The organism is Rugosimonospora acidiphila (assembly GCF_039543385.1).
GTDB classification, from domain to species: domain Bacteria; phylum Actinomycetota; class Actinomycetes; order Mycobacteriales; family Micromonosporaceae; genus Rugosimonospora; species Rugosimonospora acidiphila.
The window spans coordinates 73,209-100,181 of record NZ_BAABJQ010000018.1; the positions used below are offsets into that span (position 1 = coordinate 73,209).

The window sequence follows — 26,973 nt, forward strand, 5'->3', positions numbered from 1 at the left end:
TGAATGTCCGACAGCGACTACTCGCGTGCGTCCGAGCCCTGGGCCGGGCAGGCATGGAACGACCAGACGAGTGGGCTGTCGGCACCCGACTGGTCGCCGCGCCAGGACGAGGTCCCGGTACCCGAGCCGGATCACGGCCGGCCGGCCGCACCGGAACCGGATTACGGCTGGTCGACGCTCACCGACGAGGGAGCGGCGGAGCCGGACTACGGCTGGTCGACGCCCGAACCCGTACCGAAGCCGGGTCGCCGCTGGCCGTCGCCGGAGCCGGCGGCGGGGCAGGGTCGCCACTGGTCATCGCCCTCGTCGTCGCCACCCTCGCCGCCCTCGTCGCCCTCGTCGCCGTCCCCGGCATCACCATGGTCGTCGCCGGCACCCCCCGCATCCTCGGCATCGCCGGTATCACCGTCGTCGGCGGCGTTGCCGGCATCGCCCGAGCCGGGGCTCAGCCCGGCGGTCGAGCCGGAGCACCGGCGATCGGCGGCGCCGGAGGCGAACTCGCTGCCGGGCCGGGGGCTGCCGGGCCGGGGGCTGCCGGGCCGGGGGCTGCCGGAGCAGGGGCTGCCGGAGCAGCGGCTGTCGGGGCAGGGGCGCCGTGGGCCCTCGGCGCCGGCAGCAGACCCTGAGCTGGGTCGCCACTGGTCGTCGTCGGGGCAGGCGGCCGAGCGGGGCCGGCACTGGTCGGGCCCGACGGGCCTGGAGCAGACCTTGCCACCGGGTCTTGGGCAGCGCCTTCCGGCCGAACCGTCCGCCGACCACCGGCCGGGGCACGCGAATGAGTCGCCGAACCCGCACCAGTCGCCGTCGCTGCACCAGTCGCTGCCCAACGGTTCCGGGTTCTCCGGCGCCGGGGGCAGTGACGCATCCTCACGCGCCGGTGCGGCGGCGAACGGCGACAACGTCGCGGCGTCGCGGCGCGCGGACGCGGCCTTCCCGCGCAAGGACGGTGGCGGGCAGGGTGCGCCCGAGGCCGGTGCGGCACCCCGGCTGAACGCCGACGCCGCCTTTCCGCGACGTGGCTCGGTCTTCCCGCCGGCACCGGCCGGTTCCGGCTTTCCGCCGCCGCAGGCCGCCCGGGAGTTCCCGCCGCCGGCCGGCCCGGAGTTCTCGCCCCCGCAGGCCGGTCCCGGGTTCCCGCCGTCGCCCGCCGGTCTCATGCCCCAGCCGCCACGAGTCGGCTCGGAGTTCCCGCTAGCGGCCTCGCAGTCCTCCTCGTCCGCGACCCAGGCGCTGCCCGTGGTGCAGGCATCCCTGCCCGCCCAGCGATCACCCGTCACCGAGGAGCCATCCCTCACCCAGAAGGCGCCCGCGCCGCCCTCACCGTCGTTCTCGCCGTTCGCGAAGGATCCGTCGCCCTCGGCGTCGCCGTTCGCAAAGGACACCGCAGGTCCGGCGTCGCCGTTCGCGAAGAATCCGTCGCCCTCGACGTCGCCGTTCGCGAAGGACGCCGCGGAGCCGGTGTCGGCGTTCGGGAAGGAAGCACCGCCCTCGACGTCGCCGTTCGCGAAGGACGCGCCGCTGCCGGCGCGGCGTTCGTCCCTGGCGACCGAGGCGCCGTCCGCCGCCGATGCGCCCACCGCCCTGGTACCCATCGTTACGTCGCCGGCCGCCCCGGGCCCGGCGCCCGCCGCCGAGCCGCCGTCCGTGCCGCCGCTGGCATCCGCCCCGGATCCGATGTCCATGACCGGGCCGATCCGCGCCATCCAGGAGGCGCTCGCCCCCGACGAGCAGGTGCCCCGTTCCCGGCAGCGGGCGCTGGCCCGGGCTCGGACCCGCCAGCGCAACCGCCGGCTGATGGTGCTGGGCATCCTGCTGGCCGCGGTGGCACTGATCGGTCTCGACGTGATGAACGGCGGGCACCTGCCCGGCTCCTCGCCCGCCCCGCAGGCCGCGGTGCCCACCCGTACCACCGCGCAGCCGACGGCGCCTGCCTCGTCGGTCGCCGTACCGGAGAGCGGGCCGGGCACCTTCGCGTACGTCTCCGGTACCGGGCCGGTGATCGGCAGCGCCGGCACCATCCGCAAGTACCGGGTAGCGGTGGAGAACGGCTCCGGCCAGGACGCCAGCGCCTTCGCGGCCATCGCCCAGCACACCCTGTCGGACCCGCGCGGCTGGATCAAGGGCGGTGACGTGCGCTTCCAGCAGGTCGCGCAGCACGCCACCGCGGAGTTCACCATCTATCTGGCGACCCCCGCCACCTCCGAGAAGATGTGCTCGCAGGGCGGCATCCACACCGACGAGCTCATCTCCTGCCGGGTTCCGGGGCAGGTGATTATCAACCTGGCGCGTTGGCTCAACGCGATCCCGGGCTACGGTGCGTCGGTCGTGACCTACCAACAGTTCACGCTGAACCATGAGGTCGGCCGCGAATTGGGCCACAGCGACGAGGCGTGCCCGGCGCCGGGGGCGCTCGCGTCGGTGATGCAGGAGCAGACGCTGGGGCTCAAGGGGTGCAAGGCCAACGCCTGGCCGTACGTCAACGGCGTGCGGTACTCCGGTCCGGCCGTACCGTCGTAGATTCGGCGTATTCCCTCAAACCGGACAGGGTGTGCGAGGTCACGGCGGAAGGGCGGAAGGCGGAGCGCCAATCGCGAGGTTAGATTTGTCGTAGCCTTAGCCCCGAACCCGAAGAGGCCAACCGTGTCGCTGCCACCGCTCGTGGAGCCAGCACCCGATCTGACGATCGATGAGGTGCGCCGGTACAGCCGGCATCTGATCATTCCGGACGTCGCTATGGACGGCCAGAAACGGCTCAAGAACGCGAAGGTGCTCTGCGTCGGAGCCGGCGGTCTGGGCTCGCCCACGCTGATGTACCTGGCCGCGGCCGGGGTCGGCACCCTGGGCATCGTGGAGTTCGACACGGTCGACGAGTCGAACCTGCAGCGCCAGATCATCCACGGCCAGTCCGACATCGGCCGGCTCAAGTCCGAGTCCGCCCGGGACTCCGTCCGTGAGATCAACCCGTACGTCAACGTCGTCATTCACAACGAGGCGCTGTCCAACGACAACGTCTTCCAGATTTTCGAGCAGTACGACCTGATCGTCGACGGTACCGACAACTTCGCCACCCGGTACCTGGTCAACGATGCCGCGGTGCTGCTCGGCAAGCCCTACGTCTGGGGCTCGATCTACCGCTTCGACGGGCAGGCCAGCGTCTTCTGGGCGGAGAACGGCCCGTGCTACCGCTGCCTGTACCCGGAGCCGCCGCCGCCCGGCATGGTGCCGTCGTGCGCCGAGGGCGGCGTCCTCGGGGTGCTGTGCGCGAGCATCGGCTCGATCCAGGTCACCGAGGCGATCAAGCTGCTCACCGGTGTCGGTGAGCCGCTGGTCGGCCGGTTGATGGTGTACGACGCCCTGGAGATGACGTACCGGACCATCAAGGTGCGCAAGGACCCGAGCTGCCCGCTGTGCGGTGAGAACCCGACCATCACCGGTCTGATCGACTACGACGACTTCTGCGGCACGGTCTCCGAGGAGGCGTCCGCCGCCACGCTCGGCTCGACGATCACCGCCAACGAGCTGAAGGAGTGGATCGACGCCGGTAAGACCATCGAACTGGTCGACGTCCGCGAACCGGCCGAGTGGGAGATCGTGCGGATCCCGGGCGCCCGGCTGGTGCCGAAGGGCGAGATCCTCTCCGGTGCGGCCCTGGCCAGCCTGCCGCAGGACCGGCAGGTGGTGTTGTACTGCAAGTCCGGTGTCCGGTCGGCCGAGGCGCTGGCCGCGGTCAAGGCCGCCGGTTTCAAGGACGCGGTGCACGTCCAGGGTGGGGTGGTCTCCTGGGTCAACCAGGTCGACCCCTCGCTCCCGATCTACTAGGCAATCAAAGACCGGCGGGATCGGCGGGGCAGAGTCGGCCTATCGGCCAATCCGCCCCGCTGACCTGCGCCGGTAGCCTACTTAGGTGATCGATCTGGAGGGCGCCGCCGGTTACGTGGTCGCCCACGGCGACCAGGTGGACCGGGCCCGCCTATCGTGGATGCGCTCCGGGATCCCGCCGCAGCCCGACGTCCTGGACAGCGCCGAGTTGGGCGAGGCGCCCGGCGGCGGCTGGCCGGCCTTCCGGGGCGGCGAGGTGGCCTCGGTCGACGCCACCTGTTTCCGGCTGGCGGAGTTGGACGATCTCGGCGCGCTCGACCGCCCGCCGGCCCAGCGGGCGCTGGATTGGCTGGCCGAGCGGCAGCGGCCGGACGGCACCTGGGAAGAGGACGAGTCGCTGGCCGACTCGGCGCCCCCGTGGGCGCGGCCGGGCGACCCCGAGGCGAGGCTCTACCTGACCGCGAACGCCGGCTTCTGGCTGGCCGTCGCCGGAGCGTCGGTGCCCGACAAACGCGCCGAGGTGGTGGCCAGGGCGACGCAGGCGTTCCGGGCCGCGATCCGCGAGGACGGCAGCTGGCCGTCCTTTCTCATCACCGGGTGGCTCGGCGGTGCCCTGCTGTTCCACTCCGGCTGGTTCTACGAGTCGGCGCGGATCCAGGTGCTGCTCGCCGGGCGGGTACCGGAGATGTCCCCGACCGACGTCGCGTGGCTGGCCGCCACGTTCGAGCGGGTCGGCATGTCCGGCGACGACTGGCTGATGGCGGCCGCCCGCAAGCGGCTGACCGAGACCCAGGCCAGCGACGGCGGCTGGCACAGCGACGACGGGCCGGCGTTCGACGTACACACCACGCTGGCCGCGATCCGGGCGCTGCGCTGAGGGCCGGTACCGGCTACAGCAGCACCAGGTCGTCGCGGTGCACGACCTCCTTCTCGTACCCCGGGCCCAACTCCATCGTGCTGTGCCCGAGCAGCGCCGGAAGCTCGGTCGCGTCGTAGTTCACCAGCCCACGGGCCACCGGGTTGCCGTCCGAGTCCACCAGGTCCACCGGGTCCCCGGCGGCGAACCTGCCGTCCACGGCGGTGATGCCGGCCGCCAGCAGTGAGGCCTTCCGGGCGACGACCGCGCGTACCGCGCCCGGGTCGAGGTGCAGCCGGCCCCTCGGCGACGTCGCGTGGGCGAGCCAGAACAGTCGCGCGGCCGGCCGCTCCCGCACCCGGTGGAACAGCGTGCCGACCGACTCGCCGGACAGCGCGGCGGCGGCCAGCGGCGCGGCGGTGAGCACCACCGGGATACCCGCGCCGGTCGCGATCCGGGCCGCCTCCACCTTGGTCACCATGCCGCCGGTGCCCAGGCCGGCCCGCCCGGTCCGGCCGATGCTCACCCCGTCGAGGTCGGCCTCGGTGCGGACCTCGTCGATGCGCCGGGATTCCGGCTTGGCCGGATCGCCGGTGTAGAGAGCGTCCACATCGGACAGCAGCACCAGCAGGTCGGCCTGCACCAGCGAGGCGACCAGGGCCGCCAACCGGTCGTTGTCGCCGAACCGGATCTCCTCGGTGGCGACGGTGTCGTTCTCGTTGACGATCGGTACCGTGCCCAGATCCAGCAGCCGCTGCAGGGTCCGGTACGCGTTGCGGTAATGCGCGCGGCGGGTCACGTCGTCGACGGTGAGCAGTACCTGCCCGACGATCCGGTCCCGGCGGGCGAACGCGTCGGTGTACGCCTGCATGAGTAGTCCCTGGCCGACACTGGCCGCCGCCTGCTGGTTGGCCAGGTCGCGGGGCCGTCTCGTCATGCCCAGCGGGGCCAGCCCGGCCGCGATGGCGCCGGACGAGACGAGCACGACCTGGGCGTCGAGGGAGGCGAGCGCGTCAACCAGCCGGTCCACCCGGGCCCGGTCCAGGCCGCCGGCCGCAGTGGTCAGCGAGGACGAGCCGATCTTGACTACTACCCGCCGGGCGGCCCGTACTGCCTCACGCACCTGCCCATTCTCCGCCGGAGGGCGCGGACGACCAGATCGAGATCCCATACTGTGGCGCACATGACCGCTGACTTCGTCGAGGACGTGCTCGCGGTGGTCGAGAGCATCCCGCCCGGCCGGGTGATGTCGTACGGGGCGATCGCCGACTACCTCGGTCGGGGCGGCCCGCGCCAGGTGGGCGCCGTGATGGCTCGGTACGGCGCCGCGGTGCCGTGGTACCGGGTGGTCAACGCGAGCGGGCGCACGCCGCCGGGGCACGAACAGGCCGCGCTGAGCCAGTTGCGGGCCGAGGGCACCGCGCTGCGTGGCGATCACGTCAACATGCGCGCCGCCGCCTGGTACCCGGAATCACCCCCGATGACCGAAATTCCGCCGGCCGACGGCGATCGGGCGGACGGCGACGATCACGCGGACGGTGATGATCGGGTAGACGGCGATCCGGCCGAGGTGAGTCGGGTCACAGCAGCAGGCCGACGCCGCCGCGACGCGGGTCGCCGGCGGCGCCCGCCCGTCCCACCGCGCTGACCGCCCCGAAGAAGTGGCTCACCTGGTCGAACTGGTTGATCTCGTACCCGGCTCCGGCCAGCGCGTCCACCTCCGGGTACCCGGCCTCCACGTGTGCCACGTCCCCGATCACATGGAACCGGGGCCGGGCGATGGCCTCGTTCACGCCCACTCCGTCGACCAGCACGTTGATCAGGGTGTGCACCAGCGCGGTGCGGATCCGGGACGCCCCGGCCGAGCCCGCGGCCAGCGCCAACTCGCCGTCACCGTCGAGCACCACCAGCGGGCACATCATCGAGGACATCCGCTGACCGGGAGCGAGTGCGCCGGTCAACAACTCGCCCTCGCCCAGCATCGAGTTGAGGTGCAGGCCGAGCCCGGGCAGCCACACCCCGGAGCCGATGCCCAGCGACAGGGTGACCACGCAGGCGTTCCCGTCGCCGTCCACCACCGAGACGTTCGTGGTATCGCCGATCCGCTGGTGCCCGTACTCCCGCAGCGCCCCGGCCAGCGCGCGGACCCGCTCACCGCGGGGCAGTCCGGCGAGCCCGGCCGGCAGCGCCGCGACCGTCGGGATGAGGTTGTTGAGGTCGTGCCGGCCGAAGATCTGGTATCCGTGCAGGGGAGCCCGCCGCGCCTCGAGATCGCGCACCCGGTACCCGGCCAGGTCGGCCGGCCCCAGAGCGCCGCCGCCGGCCCGGACCACCTCGACGGTCAGCTTGGCGATCTCGCCCGTGTAGAACGCGTCCGGCCCCTGCTCGGCCAGCATCGTCAGGGCCTGGTCCAGCCCCGGGTGGTAGAGCAGGTCGCCGCCGGCCAGCAGCCGGCCACCCGGTCGGTAGATCTCGGCCCCGGCCCCGGGCACCAGCGCGGGGAACACGGACATCAGGGTCAGCGCCTGGGCGGCCGGCAGCACCACGCCGCACCGGGCCAGGTTGATCGCCGGTTCCACCACCCGCGCCCAGGGCAGCCGGCCCCACCGGCCGTGCACCGCCGCGGCACCGGCGGGCACGCCGGGAACCGCGACGCTGGCCTCGCCGATCGAGTAGTTCATCGGCAGGCCGCCGAGGAGCACCTCGATCGGCCGCATCGGGCCGGGCACGCGGTCGCCGTCCAGCCCCGGCACGGAGCAGAAGAAGTCCAGGCAGTGCACCGTGCGCTGGGTCGCGTCGTAGTAGGTGGCGAAGCCGCCGCCGCCCAGCCCGGTCAGCACGCTCTCGCTCACGCAGCAGGCCAGCGTCGCGGCGACGGCGGCGTCCGCGGCCGAACCGCCCGCGGCGAGGATGCGCAGGCCCACCTCGGCGGTTGCCGGATGGCCGGCGGCGACTCCGGCGGGCACGGGTACCTCCTGCGGCCGCGAACTCTGTCGTTCCCGCGTCAGGCGGCCGCGCGGAAGTTCCCGACCGATCTGGCTCGGCGCGTCTGACGCCGCGCAACGACCCAGAGCGGTCGCCGCCGCGCTGTCGCAGCACGCCGCGCCGTCGGGAGTGGGCCGGTTCGGCTGGTCCGCCAGAACGCCGTTGGTCACGCTGCGCAGAGTAGAGGCATCGGCCGAGCGGCGGGGCCCGAATCGGCCGAACGTCGTACGGACATCGATGATTCGCGCGGCGGGTGCGCCAACCGGCAGGTTCGCCGTGCTCCGCCCGCCGGCCCGGTCGGTACCCTGGGGCCATGGCGGAACGGCCGAGCATCCTGGGAGAGCCGATCCGGTTCGTGCTGAACTGGGGCCGGCGCTACTCGCTGTGGGTCTTCAACTTCGGGCTGGCGTGCTGCGCCATCGAGTTCATCGCGACCTCGATGGGCCGGCACGACTTCATCCGGCTCGGCGTGATCCCGTTCGCGCACGGGCCGCGCCAGGCCGACCTCATGGTGGTCTCGGGCACCGTCACCGACAAGATGGCCCCGGCCATCAAGCGCCTCTACGACCAGATGCCCGAGCCCAAGTACGTCATCTCCTTCGGCGCCTGCGCCAACTGCGGCGGCCCGTACTGGGACTCCTACTCGGTCACCAAGGGTGTCGACCAGCTGATCCCGGTCGACGTCTACGTCCCCGGCTGCCCGCCGCGCCCGGAGGCGCTGTTGCACGGCATTCTCCGGCTTCAGGAGCGGATCGCGGCCGAGGGCTCCGGGCCGGGCGGGGTGTCCCGGCCGGACGCGGCGATGGCCGCCCGCGAGGCCGAGGCGGCGGCCCGCGCCGCCGAGCTCGCCGCGCTCACCGCCCCGCCGGTCCGGCCGCCGCACGACCCGGTGATACCCGAGGGAGTGGTGTGGCACCGGGAGCGGCCGTCCCGGCCGCCATCGTTGGGCCCCGGCGGCCGGCTGCCGGTCACCGAGCTGTCCGCCGATCGAGCCGGCGCTGGCTCGCCCTTCGGTGACGATGAGACGTTGCCGCTGCCGCCCGACCGGATTGCTTACCAGCCCCCGTCCAGCGAGGGATGACGAGCGCGGCGTTGCGCCAGCGGAACCACGCGCCGGCCGCGCCGTCGATCAGGCCCGGCAACTCGGACAGCGAGGTGATCTCCGGCCCGACCCAGTCGTCGTCCGTGTTGAAGCGCAGATGTCCGACCAGGTCCGGGGCGGCCAGCCGGATCGCGGTCATGCCGACGGCCTCGGCGCCGGACAACTCGCGGCTGCCGCCGTCGCCCACGTAGAGGCACTGCCGCGGCCGGACGCCCAACCGCTCGCAGGCCGCCAGGTACATCAGCGGGTCGGGCTTGGCCGCCGCCAACTCCACCGAGTACACGCAGGTGGACAGCAGCGGGGCCACCGGCAGCGAGGGCAGGAACACCGGCAGCTCGTGGCAGCAGTCGCTGACCACGCCGGTCAGCAGGCCGCGCTGGCGCAGGTCGGTGAGGACCGGCACGGCCTCGGGCCGCAGCCGGGTGTCCGCCCGCACCGCGGCCACCCGGGCGACCACGCACGCCGCGAGCTGCTCCTCGCTCGGAGAGCCCCCGGCGTCGAGGGCGACCCGGCGCAGCGCCTCGATTGGCGGCCCGTAACCGCCCCGGGCCCGGACCGGGAAGGACCGGTTGAGTTCGGTGTTGAAGGCGGCGGGCGAGCAGCCGAGCCGCCGAGCGATGTATGTGTGAGCCTCTCCGCGTTCGACCGCGGTGGTGAGCGTGCCGAAGAAATCGAACAAAACGGCTTGGAAGCCCGACATGGCGCGAGGCCCTCCGAGGGGTAGAGAGGGACATTCAGTCGGGAACGGCACGACACTATCCGACTTCCGGCCGGTCGCGCATCGTCGGTTCCCCCTATGTTGCCCGTATGCGATCGGCCCCGACCCCGGGCCCCGTTCGGCCCTCCCGATAACGTGATCGTCTCCCACGTTTGACCGGTTCGGGGCCCCCGCCACGGTGCGATCGGTACAGCGCCCTGCCCTCATCCCGCGCTACCGACCAGCCGATCCGGCCCGCGTGCGATCATCGGAGACCGTGCCACGTCGCCCCTCCGCCATGCTCCCCACGGTCGCCGCGCTTACCGTGGCGGTGCTGGCGATCTCGTCGTCGGCACCGTTGATCGCGTACGCCGCCGCGCCGGCTCTGGCCATCGCCTTCTGGCGCAACGCCTTCGCCGCGACGGTCCTGGCCCCGGCGGTCGGCGCGACACGGCGACCGGAGCTGACCAAGCTGGGTTGGCGCGGCGTGCTGGCCTGCGCCCTGGCCGGGGCGGCGCTGGCCGGACATTTCGGCACCTGGGTGCCGAGCGCGAAGTACACCAGCATCGCCGCCGCCACCGCGCTGGTGGCCACCCAGCCGGTGTGGCAGGGGCTCATCGCCCTGGCGCAGGGCCGGCGGCTGCCCGGGGTGGTCTGGACGGGCATCGCCGTGGCGATAGCCGGAGCGGTGGTGGCGACCGGGTCCGACTTCGCCACCTCCGGCCGGGCCTTCACCGGCGACCTCCTGGCCCTGGCCGGCGGGCTGATGGGCGCCGTGTACACCGCGTTCGGCGAGCGGGTCAGGGCCACCACCAGCACCCTCACCTACACGTCGATCTGCTACGGCGCCTGCGCGGTGCTGCTGCTGATCGTGTGCGTGGCCGGCGGTGTGCGCCTGCACTCGTACCCGGCCACGACCTGGCTGGCGATCCTGGCCATGACGGCCGGCCCGCAGCTGCTCGGGCATTCGATGTTCAACTACGCGCTGCAACGAGTGGCGGCGACGACCGTCTCCGTGCTGTTCCTGCTCGAGGTACCGGGCGCCGCGCTGCTGGGCTGGCTGTGGCTGGGACAGACACCGCGCGGCGGCCAGCTGCCGGGGCTGGGCCTGCTGGTCGTCGGGGTGGCGATAGTGGTGCTCGGCGCCCGGCGCCTGATGCGGCTCTCGCCCACGCCGCCCGAGGGGGCGTGACCGCCGCCCCGGCCCGACCTGTCCCGGCCCGACCTGTCCCGGCCCGACCCGTCCCGGCCCGACCATCCCGGCACGATCATCCCGGCCCGATTGGTCGGTTACGGGCCGGTCGGTCACGGGCCGGTTGGGGCGCGGCCGGCTCAGCGAGCCGGGGTGCCGTCCGGGCTGGTGATCGCCTCCTCGCCGGCCAGCCCGACCATCACCTCGCTGACCTCCCACAGCTTCGCCGCCAGGGCGCCGTCGGCGGCGTGCCGCCTCGGCGGCCGCGCCGACCGGTTCACGTAGTAGGCACCGTTGTCCACCTGGGAGCGTGGCGCCCCGGCCAGCCAGACCATGGTGTCCGCCCCCTGCTCCGGGGTGCGCAGCAGCGGCGCCACCCGGTAGAAGGTCTCGAACAGCCCGTTGCCCCGGCCGAACCGCGAGCGCACCACCCCGGGGTGGTACGAGAACGAGAGGATCTCCGACCAGCGGCGCGCCGCCTCGGCCGCGAACAGGATGTTGGCCTGCTTGCTCGCGCCGTACACGGCCATCGCCCGGTACCGCCCCGAGCAGTCCAGGTCGTCGGCGTCCAGCTGTCCGTACCGGTGAGCCGTGGAGGCGGTGTTGACCACCCGGCCACCGCGCAACTGATCGCGCAGCAGGTTGGTGAGCAGGAACGGGGACAGGTGGTTGGCCTGGATGGTCACCTCGTGATGGTCCACAGTCAACTGTCTACTGTGCTGCACGCCGCCGGCGTTGTTGCACAGCACGGCGATCGACGGGTACGCGGAGGCTAGCGCCGTGGCCAGCCGCCGGACGTCCTCGAGCACGCAGAAGTCGCACTGGAACGCCTCCGGTGCCGCGTCCGGCCGGGCCTCCGCCCGCACCGCGGCGAGAGCGGCGTCGAGCCGGCCGACATCGCGGCCCACCAGCCCGACCCGGGCTCCACGCCGGGCGAATTCCCGCGCCGCGGCCAGGCCGATGCCCGAGTTCGCTCCGGTTACCACGACTACTTTGCCGGTGAAATCTCCCACAGCTTCGTTTTCGTCGGCCACGGAGCGAGGCTACCGTACGCGCAAGTAACCAAACAGCTCTCGAGGAGTCCCTGCGATGGGTGCTGCAGGCCACGCCCGCCGGTCATGCCTGGCCGTGCCGGGTTCCAACCCGAAGATGCTCGGCAAGGCTCAGGGCCTGCCCGCCGATCAGGTCTTCCTCGACCTGGAGGACGCGGTCGCGCCGCTGGCCAAGCCGGGGGCGCGCAAGAACATCGTGGCCGCGCTGCGCGACGGCGACTGGGCCGGCAAGGCCCGGGTGGTGCGGGTCAACGACCTGACCACGCAGTGGACCTACCGCGACGTGCTGGAGATCGTCGAGGGCGCCGGCGAATTCCTCGACGCCATCATGCTGCCGAAGGTGCAGGAGCCGGCGCACGTGCAGTGGCTCGACCTGACGCTGACCCAGTTGGAGAAGGCGCTCGGCCTGCCGGTCGGCGGCATCGGCATCGAGGCCCAGATCGAAAACGCCAAGGGGCTGGTCAACGTCGACGCGATCGCCGCCGCGTCGCCACGCGTCGAGACCATCATCTTCGGGCCGGCCGACTTCATGGCGAGCATCAACATGCGCTCGCTCGCAGTCGGGGCGCTGCACCCGGGCTACCCCGGCGACCCGTACCACTACATCCTGATGCGCATCCTGATGGCGGCCCGCACCTACGACCTGCAGGCGATTGACGGACCGTACCTGCAGATCCGGGACATCGACGGGTTCCGCGAGGTGGCGAAGCGGTCGGCCGCGCTGGGCTTCGACGGCAAGTGGGTGCTGCACCCCGACCAGATCGAGGCGGCGAACCAGGTCTACTCGCCGGACCAGGGGGACTACGACCACGCCGAGCTGATCCTCGACGCCTACGAGTACTGGACCTCGGAGGCGGGCGGCAAGCGCGGCGCGGTGATGCTCGGCGACGAGATGATCGATGAGGCGTCCCGCAAGATGGCCCTGGTGATCGCGGCGAAGGGCCGGGCCGCCGGGCTCAGCCGGACCACGACGTTCACCCCGCCGACGGCCTGAGCCCGGTGCCGGGGCTGGCCGGGCCCGCGACGCCGGGGCTAGCGACGCCGGGGCTAGCGGCGCCGGGGCTAGCGACGCCGGACTAGCGGCGCCGGACTAGCGGCGCCGGACTAGCGGCGCCGGGTTTAGCGGGCCCGGGCGGGGCAGCCCGCCCGGGGCACGGGTACGCCTGGGACGGCGGCCGGGCGCACCACCTACGCGACCGCGACCGCGGCCGCGCCGGTTCCCGACTGGTCTGGCTCGGCGTCTGACGCCGTGCGACGACCCAGACCAGTCGCCCGCCCCCGGTGGGCCGGCCGCGGGCCGGTCAGTTGAGGTCCTGCGTGGACGCCCACCGGAAGAGCCAGATCCAGCCGATCAGCACGAGCACGCCGAGCGCCACCGAGACCCAGCCGATGATGATGCCGGCGAGCGCCATCCCGCGACCCGCCTCACCGCGCTGCTTGATCTGGCTCTTGGCGACGTGGCCGAGGATCGCGCCGACGATGCCCAACAGGCCACCGCCGCCGTAGCAGACGAGGAACACGAGGCCGCCCAGCGAGACGCAGAGCGACGCGATGGCGAGCCCGTTGTTCCGCGCGCCCGCGCCGGGCATCGGGTAGCCGGGGTAGGCCGGGTACGTCGGGTAAGCCTGGTAGCCGGGCTGCGGGTACTGCGGCTGGGCGGCCGGGTACCCGGGGGCGGGCTGCTGCGGGTCGGTCGGGTACGGCGGCTGGGTGGGCTGCGGCGCGCCGGTCGGGTAGCCCGGGTAGGTCGGGTACGCGGGTTGGGTGGGCTGCTGCGCCGGTGCGGCGGCCGGGGATGCCTGGGCCGGGTCGGACGACACCGTGGCGGGTTGCCCGCTGATCGGGTCGATATAGGTGGGCTGCTCGCCCGCCGGGTCCTGCCAGCCTCCGGGAGGCGGAGGATAGGTCATCGAAGGTCTCCGTAATCTGAGAGAGGTGTTGATCAGGGTAACCGGCTCTTACGACAAGTGACGCCCGGCGCTGTTCGTTGCCCGGGTTGCGCGGACCGGGCAGGATCTGCGTAATGGACGAGTGGAGCGAGGTGGGCATGGGCTCGGTCAACGGTGTGGCCCTATCGACGGCGGTTGAGCCGGATCAACTCTCCGACCGGCTGGACGGCCGGGTAGCGTTGATCACCGGTGCGGGCAGTCCCGACGGCATCGGGTACGCGACCGCCCGGCGGTTGGCCGCGCTCGGCGCCGAGGTGGCGATCGTCTCCACGACCCGGCGCATCCACGAGCGGGCGGGCGAGCTGAAGGTCACCGGATTCGTCGCCGACCTGACGGATGAGGCGGAGGTCGGCGCGCTCGCCGACGCGATCGCCGAGCAGCTCGGGCCGGTGGACGTGCTGGTCAACAACGCGGGCCTGGCGAGCAAGGCCAGCCCGGAGGTGCTGCGCCCGGTCGCCCAGCTGTCGCTGGACGAGTGGCGGGCCGAGATCGACCGGAACCTCACGACGGCGTTCCTGGTCAGCCGCGCGTTCGTCACCGGCATGGCGGAGCGGGGCTGGGGACGGGTGGTCAACCTGGCGGCCACTGCCGGCCCGGTCAACGCCCTGCCGACCGAGGGGGCGTACGCGGCGGCCAAGGCCGGAGTGGTGGGGCTGACCAGGGCACTGGCGATGGAGCTGGTCGCCGACGGGGTGACCGTCAACGCGGTGGCACCGGGCATCATCCACACGGCGTCATCGACGTTCGTGGAGCTCAAGCAGGGCCTGGGCAGCCCGGCCGGCCGGCCCGGTACGCCCGACGAGGTGGCCGCCACCATCGCGTTCCTGTGCTCCCCGGGCGCCTCGTACATCACCGGCCAGATGCTGGTGGTCGACGGTGGGAACAGCGTGCGTGAGGCGGCCTTCCGCTAGCCGGGCCGGGCGGTCACCGGTTGCCGGGGCTGCGGCTGATCGAGATCAGCAGGGAGAGCAGGCCGCAGCAGGCGAGCAGCCCGATGGCGGTGAACACGTAGCCGAGCACCAGGCCGGCCATCGCCAGGTTGGCGCCGCGCTCCCCGGTGAGCCTGATCTGCCGCCTGGCGAAGTGACCGAGCACGATCCCGGCGGGAGCGAACACGAACGCGAAGATCAGTGCGAGGATCGCCATCAGGTTGGTGGTACCCGGTGGCTGCCCGTACGGCTGGCCCTGGCCGGCCTGGCCGTAGCCGGCCTGCCCGTACGGCTGGCCGTACGACGGTTGACCTGGGTTCTGGTCGCCCTCCCTCGGTGGCCAGCTCATTCGGCTCCTCCTCACCTTGATCGAGCGTAGCCGGGATCGGTGAGGGTTTTCACAGGCTTCGAACGATGCCGACCGCTTGGTTCGGCCGCCCGGGCGCGCCCATACTGCAGCAAGGCTCATTGATTACTGGCCAGTAATGAATGGAGGCCCCGATGGCCCGCCTCGCCCAGACCCCCGGCCTGACCGATGTCCAGCAGGAGATCCTGTCCACCGTGCGGGCCTTCGTGTCGAAGGAGATCATCCCGCACGCCCGGCGCCTCGAGCACGACGACGAGTACCCCACCGCGATCGTGGACGGAATGCGGGAGCTGGGCCTGTTCGGCCTGACCATCGACGAGGAGTACGGCGGCCTGGGCGAGTCGCTGCTGACCTACGCGCTGGTGGTGGAGGAGCTCTCGCGCGGCTGGATGTCCATCTCCGGCATCGTGAACACCCACTTCATAGTCGCCTACCTGATCTCCCGGCACGGCACGCCCGAGCAGCGGCGGCGGCTGCTGCCCCAGTTGGCCAGCGGCGAGATGCGGGGCGCGTTCTCGATGTCCGAGCCGGGCTGCGGCTCGGATGTCGCCGCGATCCGGTCCCGGGCGGTGCCGGTGGACGGCGGGTACGTCCTCAACGGCCAGAAGATGTGGCTGACCAACGGCGCGTACTCGTCGGTGGTGGCCACCCTGGTCAAGACCGACCTCGGCGCACCGAGCGTGTACGGCGACATGACGGCGTTCCTGCTGGAGAAGCGGCCGGGCTTCGGCGAGACGGCGCCGGGGCTCACCATCCCCGGCAAGATCGAGAAGATGGGCTACAAGGGCGTCGAGACGACCGAGATGATCCTCGACGACCACCGGGTAAGCGCGGACGCCATCCTCGGCGGCGAGCCCGGCCAGGGTTTCTACCAGATGATGGACGGCATCGAGGTGGGCCGGGTCAACGTGGCGGCGCGCGCGTGCGGCATCTCGATCCGCGCCTTCGAACTGGCCGTCGGGTACGCCCAGCAGCGCCAGACGTTCGGCAAGCCGCTGTACGAGCACCAGGCGATCGCGTTCAAGCTGGCCGAGATGGGCACCAAGATCGAAGCGGGACACGCCCTGATGGTCAACGCGGCGCGGCTCAAGGACGCCGGCCAGCGCAACGACGTCGAGGCCGGAATGGCCAAGCTGCTGGCCTCGGAGTACTGCGCCGAGGTGGTGCAGGAGGCGTTCCGCATCCACGGCGGGTACGGCTACTCCAAGGAGTACGAGATCGAACGCCTGATGCGCGAGGCGCCGTTCCTGCTGATCGGCGAGGGTACCAGCGAGATCCAGAAGACGATCATCTCGCGCGGCCTGCTCAAGGAGTACCGGCAGTAGCGGCGCCCCCGGTCAGCCGGTGCGCTTGGTCAGCTCCCGGATCGCCCGCTCGACCGCTATGCAGTGATCCTCTACGTAGTCCATGCCGGCGGCCTCGGCGGTCGCGCGGGACTCCTCGTTGGCGATGCCCTGCTGCAGCCACAGCGCCGTGGCGCCGATCGCCACCGCCTCGCGGGCCACGGTCGGGGTGTCGGCGGACGGCCGGAACACGTTGACCAGGTCGACCGCCTCCGGGATCGCGGCCAGGGTCGGGTAGCACCGCTGGCCCCAGATCTCCTCGGCGTGCGGGTTGACCGGGATGACCCGCCAGCCGTGCCGCAGCAGTTGCAGCGGCACCGTGTGGGCGCTCTTCTCGGGGTACCGGGACGCTCCCACCACCGCGACGGTGGTGGAGTCCCGCAGGATCTGCTCCGGGGTCCTCACCCGTCGAGCCTACGTCGCCGGGCGGGCCGTTCCCGCCGCGTCCGGACTCTCAGAGCAGGGTCAGCTGCACGGGAGGCTCGGGCCGCGGCGGTGGCGGTGGCAGTGGCGCCAGCCGGCCCGCCGCGCGATCCCGTGGCCCGATGCCGTGCCGCCCGGCCATTGCCCGGACCCGGTCGGTGACCTGCCGCTGATAGTCCGACGGCGAGTAGGAGCCGCCGCGGAACAGCTCCCGGTAGTGGCGGACCAGGTCCGGCCGGGTGCGCCCCAGCCAGCTCAGATACCACTCCCGGGCGCCTCGGCGCAGGTGCAGCGGCAGCGGGGTCACGCTGACCGCGCCGGCGTCCGCGATCGCCGCGACCGTGGCCTCCATCGAGGCATCGTCGTCGGTGATCCCAGGCAGGATCGGCGCCATCAGGACCCCGACGCCGAAGCCCGCGTCGGTCAGCGTCCGGACCGCGTCCAGGCGCCGGCGCGGGGACGGGGTGCCCGGCTCCACCGAGCGCCACAGCGCCTCGTCGACGAAGCCGATCGACATGCTCAGCCCGACCTGGGTGACCGAGGCGGCCTCGCGCAGCAGGTCGAGGTCCCGGGTGATGAGCGTGCCCTTGGTGAGGATGGAGAACGGGTTGGCGAAGTCGCGCAGCGCGGCCAGGATCTCCCGCATGAGCCGGTAGCGGCCCTCGGCGCGCTGGTAGCAGTCGACGTTGGTGCCCATCGCGATCGGCTCGCCCCGCCAGCGCTTCGAGGCCAGCTCACGGCGCAGCAGCGCGCCGGCGTTGACCTTGACGATCACCTTGCTGTCGAAGTCGTGCCCGGCGTCGAGGTCGAGGTAGGTATGCGTGTTGCGGGCGAAACAGTTGTGGCTGATCACGCCGGCCGCGACGAAGTCGCTGGTCCCGGTGGTGATGTCGAACAGCGGCAGGTCCAGCCCGAGCGGCTCGATTGCGGTTACCGTCAGTGACCGTGGTGATCCGACCGGGCGGCCGAGGATGCCGCGCCGGGACCGGCACGCCGGATCGACCAGTTGGCCGAAGCGCACCGAGGCGGGCAGCCCGCCGCGAAGGCGCACGGCGCCGTCCGGCTCGGTGGTGAACTCGAAGCCGAGGTACTTGAGCGCGAGCTGGATGGCGTCGGTGTCGCGCCGCCCGACCACGGTGCCCCGCTCGTCGAGCCCGCCCTCGCGGTCGAACACGGCGGCCAGGAACCCCCGGCGCCATTCGTCGGTCGGCGATTCCGGCCACGCCGTGAGCTCGCCGATCGGGGTCGAGGTGCGCAGCGTCATGGTCGCCGCCCGGCCCGCGCCGCCATGCTCGTACCGGTAGCCGTCCGGATCCGCGCCGAACTCGCCGAGGTACCGCCGGATCCGGGCCACCACCTCGCCCTCGGTGCAGACCGCCCGCTGACCGGAAATCGCGCCGCACAGGTAGCCGCGCCGGTAGTCGGCGGACTCGTTGCCGTCGGTGCGGGCCTGCGGACCCAGCCCACCCACGCCGGCCAGCCGGTCGCCGACCCGTAGCCGCGGCCGGCCGGGAGCCCCGGCGACGTAGCGCCAGCCGCGGGAGGTCAGGAACCGGTGGTCCCCGCTGGAGACCAGCCTGGTGCCGTCGGCCAGCCGCACCCGGTAGCCCGGCTTCACTGTCGACCAGTGGTCGAGCACCTCGGTGATGGTGTAGACCCGCCGGCCGTCGCGCTCCACCGTGCCGTAGATCAGGTCACCGGGGCGCAGCCGCTCGAGCGGCCTGGTCCGGCCGTCGGCCATCAGGATGGGGGTGTCGCCGGACAGGCAGTAGGTGCACGCGTGGCCGCAGCCGCGGTAGGGGTTGATGGTCCACTCGAACGGCACGCGGGAGGCCCCGGGCACCTTGTTGATGATGGACTTCGCCTGCACCTCGTAGAACGTCATCCCGGCGAAGCCGGGCGTGTCGAACGTGCGGGCGACCGCGCCGGGCAGCGCGAGCGGCAAGGGTGGCGCCGCCCGCGCCTCGTCGACCTCGGTCCTGAGCCCGTCCCAGCGCACCTGCGTACTTTAGCACACGTGTACGAGAGGCATGTCGAGAGGCGGGACCTGGTCGGGGGCGGGACCCGGGGGCGAGGCCCGATCGCGACACGAAACGGCGCCCCAGATGACCAGCATCTGGGGCGCCGCCGGGCGATCGGAGTCCGCGAGGGGCTGCCTACTGGCCAGCGCCCTGGGCCGAGACCTGCTTGCGGACCTCGTCCATGTCGAGATCGCGGACCTGCTCGATGAGGGACTCGAGCATCGCCTCGGGCATCGCGCCGGGCTGCTCGTAGACGATCACGCCGTCCCGCACGACCATGACGGTCGGGATGGACTGGATGCCGAACTGCTGGGCGAGGTACTGCTCGGCCTCGGTGTCCACCTTGCCGAAGACAATGTCCGAGTGCTTCTCAGACGCCTTTTCGTAGACCGGGCCGAACGCGCGGCACGGCGGGCACCAGGTCGCCCAGAAGTCCACGAGCACTATGCCGTTGTTCTCGGTGACCTCACCGAAGTTCTCCGCGGTCAGCGTCTTGGTAGCCATCACATCTCCGATTCGGTTCGTGGTCTTACGGCTGCGATAACCACCGCTGCCTCGTCAACATTCCCGTCGGATATTTGGTTACCCAGCGTCATGTGGTTGACACCGCCCGGCGGCCGGGGCCGCCACGGTCCTCGATGGCATCGACGGTGGGTAATCATTTACATACGCATGGTTAATATAGTTCACGGTTCGGTAACTGTGACCCGCGTCTCTTTGCATAGCTTCGTGGTTTAGTCACAATTAGTGACATCAGAGCGTGGGCGGCGGGCGCCGGGGAGGGCCCCGCCGTTCATTGCGTCCGGGGTCGGTCGGCTCGGGCCACCGTACGGCATAGTAACTTCCATGCGGTTCGGCCGGTATTACGAAGAGTTCGAGATCGGTGCCGTGTACCGGCACTGGCCGGGCAAGACGGTGACCGAGTCCGATGATCACCTGTTCTGCCTGATCACGATGAACCACCACCCGCTGCACCTGGACGCACACTACGCGCGGACCTCGACCGATTTCGGCCGGAACGTGGTGGTGGGCAATCTGATCTACTCGCTGCTGCTGGGCATGTCGGTCGCCGACGTCAGCGGCAAGGCCATCGCCAACCTCGAGGTCGAGTCGCTGCGCCACGTCGCGCCGACCTTCCACGGCGACACGATCTACGGCGAGACCACGGTGCTGGCGAAGAAGGAGTCGGGGTCGAAGCCCGACCGCGGGGTGGTCACCGTGGAGACCCGGGGCTACAAGCAGGACGGCACGATGGTCTGCGTGTTCCGGCGGCGGGTGATGGTGCCCAAGCGCGAGCACGCGGGGCCGGAGCTGCCCAGCTTCCCGGAGCACCTGCCGCCGGAGCGGGACTGACCCGCGGCGCGGTCCGGCCGGTTTACCGCCACCCGGCCCGTCGGGCGTGCCACGCTGACCTGGGAGAGGTCAGCTTTCACGTCTGTGCTGACCTGGGAGGTCAGTGATGTCCAACCGCACGCGAGCCGGGCTGCCGTTCCCGAGCGACGAGTGGGATCTCCTGGTGCGGCTGCCCGGCCGCGTGGCGGTCGCGGCCACCTCGGCCGAGCCCGACACCTCTCGGCGCACCCTCGTCGAGGGTGCCGCCGGCGCCGAGGCGATCGCCGCCGCCCGGGGCTCGGACAGCCGGCTGGTCCGCGGCGTGGCCGAGACGATCGACGAGGGGGCCGACAACGACCCGCCGGCCGCCGAGGAGTTCAGCGACCGCGAGGCCGCCATCGCCGGCGTACTGGACGCCTGTCGGCTCGCCGCCGCGTCGCTGGCCGCGCACGCCGAGCCGGCGGACTCCGGCGCGTACCGGGCCTGGATCGAATCGATCGCCGAAAGCGTGTGCCAGGCGTCGCGCAGCGGCGGGGTGCTCGGCCTCGGCGGGGTCACGATCAGCCCGGCCGAGCGCCGGTTCCTCGACGACCTCGCGGCCGCCTTCGAGTGCTGAGCCCCGAGCCCCGGGCACGATCGGTGGGTCGGGCAGGTGGGTCGGGTCGCCGGGCCGGTGGGTCGGGCCGGGTCGGTGGGTCCGCGCCGGGTCGGTGGGTCCGCGCCGGGACCGGTCGCGGCCGGCGTTAGCCTCTGCACGCGATGGATGAGGATGTTGGTGTCGGGCCGTGGACCGGGCCCTGGCCGGCGGAGCCCAGGTACGACCCGGCGCTGCTGACCGAGGGCGACCGGCGCAACGTGCTGGACCGGTACCGGTACTGGCGGCACGAGGCGATCGTCGAGGAGCTCGACGGCCGGCGGCACGAGTTCCACGTGGCCATCGAGAACTGGCAGCACGACTTCAACATCGGCACAGTGGTCCGGAACGCGAATGCCTTTCTCGCGGCCGAGGTGCATGTGGTCGGCCGGCGGCGCTGGAACCGGCGCGGCGCCATGGTGACCGACCGGTACCAGCACGTGCGTCACCACGAGACCATCACGCAGTTCGTCGGCTGGGCACGCGCGGCCGAGCTGCCGGTGATCGGCATCGACAACCTGCCCGGCGCCGTGCTGCTGGAGTCCAGCCCGTTGCCACGCCGGTGCGTGCTGCTGTTCGGCCAGGAGGGGCCGGGGCTGTCGCAGGAGGCCCGGGCGGCCTGCGACCGGGTGCTGTTCATCGCCCAGTACGGCTCCACCCGCTCGATCAACGCGGGCGTGGCCAGCGGCATCGCGATGTACTCGTGGATCCGCCAGCATGCCGAACCGCCGCCGGAAGCTTGACTCACGGATCGTCCTGCGTGAGTGTGGAGTGATGGGCATGGCGGTGAGTTGCCCGAGGTGCGGTGGCCCGATGCGGTCGCCGGGCCTGATGAGTTCCGACTGGCGCTGCGACGCCTGCGGGCCGATGCCGCCGCTGCACGTGGCCGAGCACATCGGCCCGCAGGTCGTCGAGGCCGCGGCCGCGCATGCCGGCGGGGTGCCGATCTGGTGCCCGTGGCCGCTGCCGTTGGGCTGGACGGTCACCGGCGTGGGCTGGGCCGGCGACGATCGCGGTGGCGCCGCCGCCACCGCCCTGGCCTGCACCGGACCGGGCCCGCTGGGCGGCCCGGCCGACGTGGTGCTGGTCGCCGAGGAGCCCGGCGTGGGCATGGGCAACCGGTTCGCCGGGCTGGCCGGACCCGACCCCGGGCCATACCTGGCCGACGCCCTGGATGACAACACCGCCGCGCACGCGAAGGTGAAGGCGGACGGCCGGCCGACTCCACTGTGGGCAGTCGGCGAGGCGGCGGACCGCAGCGCGTACGTGGGGGAGGCGCGTGGTCTCTGGCTGTACGCGGTCGCCTGGCCCGCCGACGCGGGCTATCTGTTCACCGACGATGTCGTCTTGCACGACCTGACCGAGTGGCTGCCGCCGGAGCTTGTTTACGGCGCGCCGTCGCCGTACTTGCGGGGGGCCGCGTGACCAGCGCGTGAGCGTGCGACTGCAGATTGGCGCGACTCGTCAATCGGATGTGCGACGCAATAGATTCACCGCAAGAAGTGCAACTGATACCCTGAGTGCCAGCCCGGACATGGTGTACGGGTGCCGTGGGGAGGGATGGCCAACATGGTCAAGAAGGTCCTCACCTGGGGGCTGGTGGCGTTCTTAATTTTCTTCGTCGCCTACCGGCCGGAAAGCGCTGCGGCCGTGTTCCAGTCCCTGGGCAGCACGCTCGTTGACATCGCTACTGGCTTCGGTAACTTCTTCTCTTCGCTCATAGCCTGAGTCCATGTCACCCGACGACCCCGAACCACCCGACGACGAGTCACGTCGCCGCCGGCGTCCGGGCGACCAGGAACCCGAGTCGATCCAGCCATCCCGGCCGGAGACCGCGGGTGACTACGACGACGGCCCGGACACCGCCGAGTTCCTTCCGCCGGAGATTCCGGAGTCGGAGCTGGCGGGGCTGCGGATCCCGTCGCGCGGTGCCCCGGTGGGCCCGCGGACAGTGGTTCCGCTCGAGGAGGAGCCCAGCTCGCTGGTCTCCCGCTACCTGTTCCCCACGGAGAAGTTCCGTGGGGAATGGCGCAAGCACTGGATTCACCTGGTCAAGGAGTTCCTGATCGGGGCGATCGCCACCTTCGTCATCGGCTGGGCCACCGGGTTCACGGCCAAGCACGACCAGAAGGTGATCGTCTCGTTCCTGCTCATCGTCTGGGTGGCAGTCATGGTCTACGTGTCATGGCGGATCGCGGACTGGTACTTCGACAGGTTCATCCTGACCAACAAGCGAATCATGGTGGTCAACGGCATGGTCACCCGCACGGTGGGCATGATGCCGCTGACCCGCGTGACGGACATGAAATACCAGCAGTCCGCGCTCGGACGGATGCTCAACTACGGCACGTTCGTGGTCGAGTCGGCGGGCCAGGACCAGGCGTTGCGCAGGGTGCCCACCCTGCCCAACCCCAACGAGCTCTACCTGCGCATCGTCGAGGAGATGTACGAGCCCGAGGCCGTGGAGGCGCGGCTCGCGCAGGTGCCCGACGATCCGGGTCCAGACGCCTGACAACGTTCGCGCCCCCATGGCGCGTCTTTAGAGACGTGACCTCGATCGCCTTGAACCCGGCCGCGAGGCCAGGCGCGCTGCGCTCTGCCCGTCGAGCCGTGACCGTTCCACCGGCGGGCACGCCGGCCGGCGAAGACGCGGCGCAGGCTCCCGCTTCCGGCGGACACACCGGCTCGGTGACCCGGATCGACACCGAGTTCCGGGCCTTCGTGACCGAACGCTCGGCCGCGTTGCTGCGCACCGCTTACCTGCTCGCGGGGGACTGGGCGACGGCCGAGGACCTGCTGCAGATCACGCTGACCAAGACGTACCTGGCCTGGCGCAGGCTGGGCGAGATCGAGGCGGTCGAGTCGTACACCAGGCGCGTGTTGGTCAACACCGCCACCAGCTGGTGGCGGCGGCGCTGGCACGGTGAGCGACCGACCGAGGTACTGCCGGACCGGCCGGCGCCCGACCGGATCGACGAGCGGATCGAGCGCGACCGGCTCTGGCGGCACGTGACCACGTTGCCGGCCCGCCAGCGCGCCGTGCTCGTGCTGCGCTTCTACGAGGACATGTCGGAGGCGGACACCGCCCGGTTGCTGAACATTTCGATAGGCACCGTTAAGAGCCAGTGCGCCCGGGCGCTGGCCTCGCTGCGCAAGCGGCTGGCCGAGGACGGCATCGAGCCGGCCGCGGTACCGGTGGGAGAAGGACCGTGACCAACCTCGAAGAGGAGCTACGCGCGCTGTTCGCGGAGCGGGTCGGCTCGCTGCCGCCCGCCGGCGGCCCCGCGGAGCGCGTCATCGGCGCCGCCCGGCGACTGCGCCGGCGGCGGGAGCTGGCCGGGCTGGTCGGCGTCTTCGTCCTGGTGCTGGCCGGGGTCTCCTTCCAGGTGGTACGCGGCCACGGCGCGCGGGTCACCACGATCGTCGTTCCGGCCGCGTCCGCGTACGTCGCCGCGACCCAGCCGGCGATCAAGCTCGACCTGCGCGTGGGCAACCAGCTGTGGACCTCCGACGGCAGGCGCCTGGCACTGACCGGGGTTGGGGCCGTGACCTGGGCGTACCGGGTGCCGGCCGGCTGGGTGTACGGCGGCGCGACGGGCACGCTCCGGCTGCTCACGCCGGACGGTCGACCGGTCGGCACACCGCTGCCGGCGGCCGCCGCGACCGTCTCGCCGGACGGCCAGGAGGTCGCCTCGGTCAGCGACGCGAACGGATCGCGGACCCTGATCGTCGGGCGGCTGGGGCTCGGCGGCGCCGACCCGGTGGCCAAGGCACAGCTCACCGACCACGCGGTACCGGTCGCCTTCGTCGGGGCCAGCGTCGTGCTGGGCCGGGCCGACGGCACGGGCCGGATCAGCGCGTACGGCTTCTGGGACCCGTCCGGGCCGGTCAGCCTCCGCTGGAACACCGGCATCGCCGATGTGTACGGCGGCTCCGGCAGCCGCCTGGTGGGCCTGGTCAAGGGCGCACCGAACAACCCCGACGGCTGCCTGAGCTACTTCGACCTCGACGGCACCGTCGGGCTGCGCCCGGCCGCGATCGGCGGCTGCGACCTCGGGCTGACCGTGGGGGCCGCCCAGGCGGCGGCCCGGTCACCGAGCGGGAAGTGGCTGGCCGACCAGACCGACTCCGGCCTGGCCTTCATCGACCTGGCCTCGGGGAACCCGGACCGGACCAGCGCCTACTGCCGCGTGCGCGGGCGGGGCGCCCCGGTCTGGGAGGACGACAGCGAGGTGCTGGTCCCGACCGACACCGGCCTGGTCCAGTGCGAGGCCGACGGGGTGGGTGAGCCGGTCATGATCAGCGGGCTACCCGCCGGTGACTGGAACCTCGTACCGGCGCTGGGCCGATGACCCGGATCGACCTGCACGCGCACTCGACCGCGAGCGATGGGACGCTCACGCCGGCCGCGCTCGTCCGGGCCGCGGCCGACGCCGGGTTGGACGTGATCGCGCTCACCGACCATGACACGACGGGCGGCTGGGCCGAGGCCGTGGCCGCGCTGCCGGCCGGGCTGACCCTGGTCCGCGGCGCGGAGCTGTCCTGCCGCTGGAACGGCGTGCGGCCCGGGATCGCGCTGCATCTGCTGGCGTACCTGTTCGACCCGGAGGAGCCGGTTCTCGTCGCCGAGCTGGCCCAGGTGCGGGAGGGCCGGCGGGACCGCGCCCGGCGGATGGTCGACCTGATCCGGGCCGACGGCATCGAGCTGGACTGGGACGGGGTGCTCGCCGACGCGGCGGGCGGCACCATCGGCCGGCCGCACCTGGCCCGCGCGCTGGTCCGGCTCGGCCTGGTCGGCAGCGTGTCCGAGGCGTTCGGGCCGCGCTGGCTGGGCGAGCGGTACCGGCTGCCCAAGCCGGACCTGGACGTCTTCCGGGCGGTGTCGCTGGTGCGGGCGGCCGGCGGGGTACCCGTGCTGGCTCATCCGCAGGCGTCCGCGCGCGGCCGGATCGTGCCGGAATCGTTGATCGCCGAGCTGGCCGGGGCGGGCCTGTTCGGGCTGGAGGCCGAGCACGAGGACCACACGCCGGCACAGCGGGCGCGGGTCCGCGAGCTGGCCGACGAACTGGGGCTGGTCGCCACCGGCTCATCGGACTTCCACGGCGGCAACAAGACGGTGCTGCTGGGCGCCAACCTGACCGATCCGGAGGCGTACCAGAAGATCGTCACAGCCGCATGGGGGCGGCCGGCCATCATCGGTTAGGCCCGGCGTGTTAGGCAGGATCGTGAACACCAAACTGTTTGTCGAGGCGTTCGTGACCCTGCTGGTGATCGTCGACCCGCCGGGCATGGTACCGATCTTCCTGGGCCTCACCGGCGCGATGGCGCCGAGGGAGCGGAACCGGGCGGGCTGGCAGGCGGTCGCCCTGGCCGGCGGGGTGATCGTGGTGTTCGCCGTGGGGGGCCAGCAGATCCTCCGCTACCTCGGCATCGACCTGCCGGCCCTGCAGGGCGCGGGTGGGTTGCTGCTCGTGCTGGTCGCCCTGGAGCTGCTGACCGGAAAGCAGGGTGACCCGGATCCGGAGGCCACCACCAACGTCGCGCTGGTGCCCCTGGGTACCCCGTTGCTGGCCGGGCCAGGCGCGATCGTGGCGACCATGCTGTTCGTCCGCCGGGCGCACGGTGTCGCCGACTACCTCGCGATCGCCGTGGCGATCCTGCTGGCACTCATGATCGTCTGGGTGGTCCTGCGGTTCTCCGGGCTGGTCGTGAAGATCCTTCGGCCGTCCGGCATCGAGGTGTTGACCCGCATCGCGGGTCTGCTGCTGGCCGCGATCGCGGTCCAGCTCATCGCGGAATCGGTGGAAGCGTTCGTCACCGGGTTCCTGCACTCACCGCACTAGATCCGAGTGCCGTGAGCGGGCGGGCCCGAGCGATCAGTCGGTGCAGCGATCAGTCGGTGCTCTGTGCCTTGGCGCGCAGCCGGCGGCGCCGGCGGCGTGAGCTCGGGCTCAGCCTGCTCCACCAGGTCTCCTGCCGGGGCTTGAAGACCGTGCGGGTGATGGTCCGGCGGGTGGTCACCACGGCGGCGCCGTCCTCCTCGGCACCGTCCTTCGACCGCACCACCGCGACCCCGCGATCGAGGTCGATCCCGGCGCCGGCGGCCACATCGACCCGCTTGCGCTTGGACTCCTCGACGTGCTCGGTCTGCTTGTGCTTGGAAGGTCGGAAGAGCCCGTCGATCTCGGCGAGGCCCGCGGATACCGCCGACGTCGCGGCAGAATTCTCGTCACCGCCGCGCAGCCAGCGCATAAAACCCATCGATATCTCCC

The 26,973-nt window shown here is 72.1% G+C and carries 27 protein-coding genes and 2 pseudogenes; 19 read left to right on the forward strand and 10 right to left on the reverse strand.

Going from position 1 to position 26,973, the window contains the following annotated elements:
- Nucleotides 1-3 precede the first annotated feature (3 nt).
- From ABEA87_RS26770 to ABEA87_RS26780, 3 genes are all read left to right on the forward strand, one after another.
- Nucleotides 4-2,517, forward strand: a complete 2,514-nt coding sequence (locus ABEA87_RS26770) for a DUF3152 domain-containing protein (protein WP_345634149.1) — start codon at nucleotides 4-6, stop codon at nucleotides 2,515-2,517.
- A 123-nt stretch (nucleotides 2,518-2,640) separates the two neighbouring features.
- A complete protein-coding gene (gene moeZ, locus ABEA87_RS26775) occupies nucleotides 2,641-3,819 on the forward strand; it encodes an adenylyltransferase/sulfurtransferase MoeZ (RefSeq protein ID WP_345634150.1) in 1,179 nt (392 codons plus the stop codon).
- 85 nt (nucleotides 3,820-3,904) lie between these two features.
- Nucleotides 3,905-4,696 (forward strand): prenyltransferase/squalene oxidase repeat-containing protein, encoded by a 792-nt coding sequence (locus tag ABEA87_RS26780; protein ID WP_345634152.1) that lies wholly within the window; start codon nucleotides 3,905-3,907, stop codon nucleotides 4,694-4,696.
- Between the two features lie 13 nt (nucleotides 4,697-4,709).
- Here the strand turns inward: ABEA87_RS26780 and proB are convergent, their stop codons facing one another.
- The gene (proB, locus tag ABEA87_RS26785) at nucleotides 4,710-5,846 is read right to left on the reverse strand and encodes a glutamate 5-kinase (protein ID WP_345634154.1); all 1,137 of its coding nucleotides are present in this window, start codon (nucleotides 5,844-5,846) and stop codon (nucleotides 4,710-4,712) included.
- A gap of 12 nt (nucleotides 5,847-5,858) precedes the next feature.
- On the opposite strand from proB, the pseudogene ABEA87_RS26790 reads away from it, so the two are divergent.
- Nucleotides 5,859-6,146: pseudogene (locus ABEA87_RS26790) on the forward strand (MGMT family protein); the annotation flags it as partial.
- Nucleotides 6,147-6,255: 109 nt separating this feature from the next.
- Here ABEA87_RS26790 and ABEA87_RS26795 read toward each other — a convergent pair.
- Nucleotides 6,256-7,830 carry a gamma-glutamyltransferase gene (locus ABEA87_RS26795; protein WP_345634156.1) on the reverse strand — a complete coding sequence of 525 codons (1,575 nt, stop codon included), beginning with the start codon at nucleotides 7,828-7,830 and terminating at the stop codon, nucleotides 6,256-6,258.
- Nucleotides 7,831-7,973: 143 nt separating this feature from the next.
- Between ABEA87_RS26795 and ABEA87_RS26800 the strand changes: the two are divergent.
- A pseudogene (locus ABEA87_RS26800) lies at nucleotides 7,974-8,549 on the forward strand (NADH-quinone oxidoreductase subunit B); the annotation flags it as partial.
- A gap of 79 nt (nucleotides 8,550-8,628) precedes the next feature.
- Here the strand turns inward: ABEA87_RS26800 and ABEA87_RS26805 are convergent.
- Nucleotides 8,629-9,462 (reverse strand): HAD family hydrolase, encoded by an 834-nt coding sequence (locus ABEA87_RS26805; protein ID WP_345634158.1) that lies wholly within the window; start codon nucleotides 9,460-9,462, stop codon nucleotides 8,629-8,631.
- A 295-nt stretch (nucleotides 9,463-9,757) separates the two neighbouring features.
- Between ABEA87_RS26805 and ABEA87_RS26810 the strand changes: the two genes are divergently transcribed.
- Nucleotides 9,758-10,651, forward strand: coding sequence for a DMT family transporter (locus tag ABEA87_RS26810; protein ID WP_345634326.1), 894 nt, complete (start codon nucleotides 9,758-9,760; stop codon nucleotides 10,649-10,651).
- 140 nt (nucleotides 10,652-10,791) lie between these two features.
- Here ABEA87_RS26810 and ABEA87_RS26815 read toward each other — a convergent pair whose 3' ends face one another.
- Complete coding sequence (locus tag ABEA87_RS26815) at nucleotides 10,792-11,664, reverse strand: SDR family NAD(P)-dependent oxidoreductase (protein ID WP_345634328.1); 873 nt, start codon at nucleotides 11,662-11,664, stop codon at nucleotides 10,792-10,794.
- A gap of 76 nt (nucleotides 11,665-11,740) precedes the next feature.
- Between ABEA87_RS26815 and ABEA87_RS26820 the strand changes: the two genes are divergently transcribed.
- Nucleotides 11,741-12,697, forward strand: coding sequence for an HpcH/HpaI aldolase/citrate lyase family protein (locus ABEA87_RS26820; protein ID WP_345634160.1), 957 nt, complete (start codon nucleotides 11,741-11,743; stop codon nucleotides 12,695-12,697).
- 307 nt (nucleotides 12,698-13,004) lie between these two features.
- Here ABEA87_RS26820 and ABEA87_RS26825 read toward each other — a convergent pair whose 3' ends face one another.
- Complete coding sequence (locus ABEA87_RS26825; RefSeq protein ID WP_345634162.1) at nucleotides 13,005-13,613, reverse strand: DUF4190 domain-containing protein; 609 nt, start codon at nucleotides 13,611-13,613, stop codon at nucleotides 13,005-13,007.
- Nucleotides 13,614-13,750: 137 nt separating this feature from the next.
- Here ABEA87_RS26825 and ABEA87_RS26830 point away from each other — a divergent pair, with 137 nt between their 5' ends.
- On the forward strand, nucleotides 13,751-14,563 hold the full coding sequence (locus ABEA87_RS26830; protein ID WP_345634329.1) for an SDR family NAD(P)-dependent oxidoreductase: 813 nt from the start codon (nucleotides 13,751-13,753) through the stop codon (nucleotides 14,561-14,563).
- Between the two features lie 13 nt (nucleotides 14,564-14,576).
- Here ABEA87_RS26830 and ABEA87_RS26835 read toward each other — a convergent pair whose 3' ends face one another.
- Nucleotides 14,577-14,930: a DUF4190 domain-containing protein gene (locus tag ABEA87_RS26835; protein WP_425570960.1), complete on the reverse strand. Its 354-nt coding sequence runs from the start codon at nucleotides 14,928-14,930 to the stop codon at nucleotides 14,577-14,579.
- 152 nt (nucleotides 14,931-15,082) lie between these two features.
- Between ABEA87_RS26835 and ABEA87_RS26840 the strand changes: the two genes are divergently transcribed.
- On the forward strand, nucleotides 15,083-16,273 hold the full coding sequence (locus ABEA87_RS26840; protein ID WP_345634164.1) for an acyl-CoA dehydrogenase family protein: 1,191 nt from the start codon (nucleotides 15,083-15,085) through the stop codon (nucleotides 16,271-16,273).
- Nucleotides 16,274-16,285: 12 nt separating this feature from the next.
- Here ABEA87_RS26840 and ABEA87_RS26845 read toward each other — a convergent pair whose 3' ends face one another.
- The 3 genes from ABEA87_RS26845 to trxA form a co-directional block, all read right to left on the reverse strand.
- Nucleotides 16,286-16,696, reverse strand: coding sequence for a CoA-binding protein (locus ABEA87_RS26845; protein ID WP_345634166.1), 411 nt, complete (start codon nucleotides 16,694-16,696; stop codon nucleotides 16,286-16,288).
- Nucleotides 16,697-16,745: 49 nt separating this feature from the next.
- A complete protein-coding gene (locus ABEA87_RS26850; RefSeq protein WP_345634167.1) occupies nucleotides 16,746-18,713 on the reverse strand; it encodes an intein-containing Rv2578c family radical SAM protein in 1,968 nt (655 codons plus the stop codon).
- Nucleotides 18,714-18,870: 157 nt separating this feature from the next.
- Nucleotides 18,871-19,239 carry a thioredoxin gene (trxA, locus tag ABEA87_RS26855; protein WP_345634170.1) on the reverse strand — a complete coding sequence of 123 codons (369 nt, stop codon included), beginning with the start codon at nucleotides 19,237-19,239 and terminating at the stop codon, nucleotides 18,871-18,873.
- Nucleotides 19,240-19,581: 342 nt separating this feature from the next.
- Here trxA and ABEA87_RS26860 point away from each other — a divergent pair, with 342 nt between their 5' ends.
- The 10 genes from ABEA87_RS26860 to ABEA87_RS26905 all read left to right on the forward strand — a co-directional run bounded on the left by ABEA87_RS26860 (nucleotide 19,582) and on the right by ABEA87_RS26905 (nucleotide 26,544).
- The gene (locus ABEA87_RS26860) at nucleotides 19,582-20,088 is read left to right on the forward strand and encodes a MaoC family dehydratase (RefSeq protein ID WP_345634172.1); all 507 of its coding nucleotides are present in this window, start codon (nucleotides 19,582-19,584) and stop codon (nucleotides 20,086-20,088) included.
- 106 nt (nucleotides 20,089-20,194) lie between these two features.
- On the forward strand, nucleotides 20,195-20,683 hold the full coding sequence (locus ABEA87_RS26865; RefSeq protein WP_345634174.1) for a hypothetical protein: 489 nt from the start codon (nucleotides 20,195-20,197) through the stop codon (nucleotides 20,681-20,683).
- 143 nt (nucleotides 20,684-20,826) lie between these two features.
- Nucleotides 20,827-21,444, forward strand: a complete 618-nt coding sequence (locus tag ABEA87_RS26870; RefSeq protein WP_345634176.1) for a TrmH family RNA methyltransferase — start codon at nucleotides 20,827-20,829, stop codon at nucleotides 21,442-21,444.
- Nucleotides 21,445-21,481: 37 nt separating this feature from the next.
- Complete coding sequence (locus tag ABEA87_RS26875; RefSeq protein WP_345634331.1) at nucleotides 21,482-22,126, forward strand: DUF6758 family protein; 645 nt, start codon at nucleotides 21,482-21,484, stop codon at nucleotides 22,124-22,126.
- Nucleotides 22,127-22,270: 144 nt separating this feature from the next.
- Nucleotides 22,271-22,429, forward strand: coding sequence for a hypothetical protein (locus ABEA87_RS26880; RefSeq protein WP_345634178.1), 159 nt, complete (start codon nucleotides 22,271-22,273; stop codon nucleotides 22,427-22,429).
- A 4-nt stretch (nucleotides 22,430-22,433) separates the two neighbouring features.
- A complete protein-coding gene (locus ABEA87_RS26885; RefSeq protein WP_345634180.1) occupies nucleotides 22,434-23,213 on the forward strand; it encodes a PH domain-containing protein in 780 nt (259 codons plus the stop codon).
- A 98-nt stretch (nucleotides 23,214-23,311) separates the two neighbouring features.
- Complete coding sequence (locus ABEA87_RS26890) at nucleotides 23,312-23,914, forward strand: SigE family RNA polymerase sigma factor (RefSeq protein WP_345634181.1); 603 nt, start codon at nucleotides 23,312-23,314, stop codon at nucleotides 23,912-23,914.
- Nucleotides 23,911-25,053, forward strand: a complete 1,143-nt coding sequence (locus ABEA87_RS26895) for a TolB-like translocation protein (protein ID WP_345634183.1) — start codon at nucleotides 23,911-23,913, stop codon at nucleotides 25,051-25,053. Before ABEA87_RS26890 ends, ABEA87_RS26895 begins: the two co-directional genes overlap by 4 nt.
- The gene (locus tag ABEA87_RS26900) at nucleotides 25,050-25,904 is read left to right on the forward strand and encodes a PHP domain-containing protein (RefSeq protein ID WP_345634185.1); all 855 of its coding nucleotides are present in this window, start codon (nucleotides 25,050-25,052) and stop codon (nucleotides 25,902-25,904) included. The genes ABEA87_RS26895 and ABEA87_RS26900 overlap by 4 nt, the downstream gene beginning before the upstream one ends.
- A gap of 22 nt (nucleotides 25,905-25,926) precedes the next feature.
- The gene (locus ABEA87_RS26905; protein WP_345634186.1) at nucleotides 25,927-26,544 is read left to right on the forward strand and encodes a MarC family protein; all 618 of its coding nucleotides are present in this window, start codon (nucleotides 25,927-25,929) and stop codon (nucleotides 26,542-26,544) included.
- A 49-nt stretch (nucleotides 26,545-26,593) separates the two neighbouring features.
- Here the strand turns inward: ABEA87_RS26905 and ABEA87_RS26910 are convergent, their stop codons facing one another.
- Nucleotides 26,594-26,962, reverse strand: a complete 369-nt coding sequence (locus ABEA87_RS26910; protein WP_345634187.1) for a hypothetical protein — start codon at nucleotides 26,960-26,962, stop codon at nucleotides 26,594-26,596.
- Nucleotides 26,963-26,973 lie beyond the last annotated feature (11 nt).

Coding starts and splice junctions, on each gene's coding strand:
- ABEA87_RS26770 (WP_345634149.1), top strand. CDS start 4: ATGTCCGACAGCGACTACTCGCGTGCGTCCGAGCCCTGGGCCGGGCAG.
- proB (WP_345634154.1), bottom strand. CDS start 5,846: ATGGGATCTCGATCTGGTCGTCCGCGCCCTCCGGCGGAGAATGGGCAG.
- ABEA87_RS26805 (WP_345634158.1), bottom strand. CDS start 9,462: ATGTCGGGCTTCCAAGCCGTTTTGTTCGATTTCTTCGGCACGCTCACC.
- ABEA87_RS26810 (WP_345634326.1), top strand. CDS start 9,758: ATGCTCCCCACGGTCGCCGCGCTTACCGTGGCGGTGCTGGCGATCTCG.
- ABEA87_RS26820 (WP_345634160.1), top strand. CDS start 11,741: ATGGGTGCTGCAGGCCACGCCCGCCGGTCATGCCTGGCCGTGCCGGGT.
- ABEA87_RS26825 (WP_345634162.1), bottom strand. CDS start 13,613: ATGACCTATCCTCCGCCTCCCGGAGGCTGGCAGGACCCGGCGGGCGAG.
- ABEA87_RS26830 (WP_345634329.1), top strand. CDS start 13,751: ATGGGCTCGGTCAACGGTGTGGCCCTATCGACGGCGGTTGAGCCGGAT.
- ABEA87_RS26835 (WP_425570960.1), bottom strand. CDS start 14,930: ATGAGCTGGCCACCGAGGGAGGGCGACCAGAACCCAGGTCAACCGTCG.
- ABEA87_RS26840 (WP_345634164.1), top strand. CDS start 15,083: ATGGCCCGCCTCGCCCAGACCCCCGGCCTGACCGATGTCCAGCAGGAG.
- trxA (WP_345634170.1), bottom strand. CDS start 19,239: ATGGCTACCAAGACGCTGACCGCGGAGAACTTCGGTGAGGTCACCGAG.
- ABEA87_RS26860 (WP_345634172.1), top strand. CDS start 19,582: ATGCGGTTCGGCCGGTATTACGAAGAGTTCGAGATCGGTGCCGTGTAC.
- ABEA87_RS26865 (WP_345634174.1), top strand. CDS start 20,195: ATGTCCAACCGCACGCGAGCCGGGCTGCCGTTCCCGAGCGACGAGTGG.
- ABEA87_RS26870 (WP_345634176.1), top strand. CDS start 20,827: ATGGATGAGGATGTTGGTGTCGGGCCGTGGACCGGGCCCTGGCCGGCG.
- ABEA87_RS26875 (WP_345634331.1), top strand. CDS start 21,482: ATGGCGGTGAGTTGCCCGAGGTGCGGTGGCCCGATGCGGTCGCCGGGC.
- ABEA87_RS26880 (WP_345634178.1), top strand. CDS start 22,271: ATGGTCAAGAAGGTCCTCACCTGGGGGCTGGTGGCGTTCTTAATTTTC.
- ABEA87_RS26885 (WP_345634180.1), top strand. CDS start 22,434: ATGTCACCCGACGACCCCGAACCACCCGACGACGAGTCACGTCGCCGC.
- ABEA87_RS26900 (WP_345634185.1), top strand. CDS start 25,050: ATGACCCGGATCGACCTGCACGCGCACTCGACCGCGAGCGATGGGACG.
- ABEA87_RS26910 (WP_345634187.1), bottom strand. CDS start 26,962: ATGGGTTTTATGCGCTGGCTGCGCGGCGGTGACGAGAATTCTGCCGCG.